This is a genomic window from Jiangella rhizosphaerae, from assembly GCF_003579925.1.
Lineage (GTDB): Bacteria > Actinomycetota > Actinomycetes > Jiangellales > Jiangellaceae > Jiangella > Jiangella rhizosphaerae.
Genome location: NZ_QUAL01000258.1, coordinates 1 through 1948, shown reverse-complemented (window position 1 = coordinate 1948; position 1948 = coordinate 1). Strand labels below are relative to the sequence as shown.

Sequence of the window (1948 nt, the reverse complement as noted above, 5' to 3'; positions counted from 1 at the left end):
GTCCGCGAGGCCGGCCGCCGTCCCGAGCCCGCACCCGCGCCGCCGGTCGCCGGCGAGGGTGGCGCCCGCCGCGGGCACCTGCGCGCGCTGCCCGATCCCGACGCCTGAGCCGGCGTCACCGTAGTTCACGCGGACGGCCGCGCATCCAACGGGGGGTGGGGGATCGCCTTACTGTCACCATGTCGCCGGGCGGGCAAGGTAGGGTCGCTGCCGTGCGTGACCTCGCCCCGATCCTCAAGGCCTACGACATCCGCGGCGTGGTGCCCGACGAGCTCGACGACGAGACCGCCCGGGCCATCGGCTGGGCCGCGGCGCACGTGCTGGCCGGCGGCAGCGGCGCACTGGTCGTCGGGCACGACATGCGGCCCACGTCGCCGCAGCTGGCGGCCGCGTTCGCCGACGGCGTCACCGCGGCCGGCGTGGACGTCGTCATGGCCGGGCTGACCAGCACCGACCAGCTCTACTACGCCAGCGGCGCGCTCGGCCTGCCCGGCGCCATGTTCACCGCCAGCCACAACCCCGCCCGCTACAACGGCATCAAGCTGTGCCGCGCCGGGGCGGCACCGGTCGGCTACGACACCGGCCTCAGCGAGATCCAGGCGCTCATCGGCGACGGCGTCGACTCACCCGTCGCGGCGCGGGGCCGGGTCGAGCACCGCGACACGCTGCGCGACTACGCCGCGCACCTGCACTCCCTCGTCGACGTGACCGGCGGCCGGCCGCTCACCGTCGTCGTCGACGCCGGCAACGGCATGGCCGGGCACACCGTCCCGGCGGTCCTCGACCTTCCCGGGCTGACCGTCGTGCCGCTGTACTTCGAGCTCGACGGCACGTTCCCGAACCACGAGGCGAACCCGATCGACCCCGCCAACCTCGTCGACCTGCAGGCGGCCGTCCGCGAGCACGGCGCCGATCTCGGCCTGGCCTTCGACGGCGACGCCGACCGCTGCTTCGTCGTCGACGATCGGGGCGAGCCGGTGTCGCCGTCGGCGCTGACCGCGCTGATCGCCGTCCGCGAGCTGGAACGCTCGCCGGGCGCCCGCGTCGTGCACAACCTCATCACGTCGAAGGCGGTTCCCGAGATCATCGCCGAGCACGGCGGCACGCCGGTGCGCACCCGGGTCGGCCACTCGCTGATCAAGCAGACGATGGCCGAGACCGGCGCCGTCTTCGGCGGTGAGCACTCCGGCCACTTCTACTTCCGCGACTTCTGGCGCGCCGACTCCGGCATGCTCGCCGCGCTGCACACGCTGGCCGCGCTGCGCGCCGACGCCGCCGGCCGGCCGCTGTCGCAGCTGCTGGCGCCGTACGAGCGGTACGTCGCATCGGGCGAGATCAACAGCACCGTCGACGACGCCGAGGCCGTCACCGCGCGGGTCGAGGAGGCGTTCGGCAAGGCCCCCGACGTCGTCACCGACCAACTCGACGGCCTCACCGTCGAGTTCACCGGCACGCCGATGTGGTGGTTCAACCTGCGCCCGTCCAATACCGAGCCGCTGCTGCGGCTCAACGTCGAGGGCGCCGACCGCGCCGTCATGGAGCGGGTGCGCGACGACGTCCTGCGGGTGGTCCGCGGGACGGGGGAGGGGGCCGCATGAGGCTCGATCCGACGCTGCTGCAGGTCATCGCCTGCCCGGTCTGTCACAGCGCGCTGGAACCCGACGACGCCGCCGGCGAGTTGCTGTGCACCGGCTGCCCGCGCGCTTACCCCGTCCGCGACGACATCCCGGTGCTGCTGGCCGACCAGGCCCGCACGCGCTCGTAGCTTCCTCACTGGAGTAGCCCCGCTGTGTTCTTCGACGGCTCGCTCGACGATCCCGACGCGCTGCGCGTCATCGACCCGGCCCTGCGCGACATCGCCGGCTGGGGCGCCCAGGTGCGCCGCGCCGACGGCGCGGCGGCCGAGGCCCTCGCGGCGCTCACCCCGGGCGACCGGCCGCGCGCCGTC

2 protein-coding genes are annotated in these 1948 nt (G+C 74.5%); both read left to right on the top strand.

Features of this window, described 5'->3' with window-relative positions; translation table 11 throughout:
• Window positions 1–179: 179 nt before the first annotated feature.
• On the top strand, window positions 180–1598 hold the full coding sequence (locus tag DY240_RS22975) for a phosphomannomutase/phosphoglucomutase (RefSeq protein WP_199702123.1): 1419 nt from the start codon (window positions 180–182) through the stop codon (window positions 1596–1598).
• Entirely contained in the window at window positions 1595–1765 is a 171-nt protein-coding gene (locus tag DY240_RS22970) for a Trm112 family protein (RefSeq protein ID WP_119662103.1), read from the top strand. Before DY240_RS22975 ends, DY240_RS22970 begins: the two co-directional genes overlap by 4 nt.
• Window positions 1766–1948 lie beyond the last annotated feature (183 nt).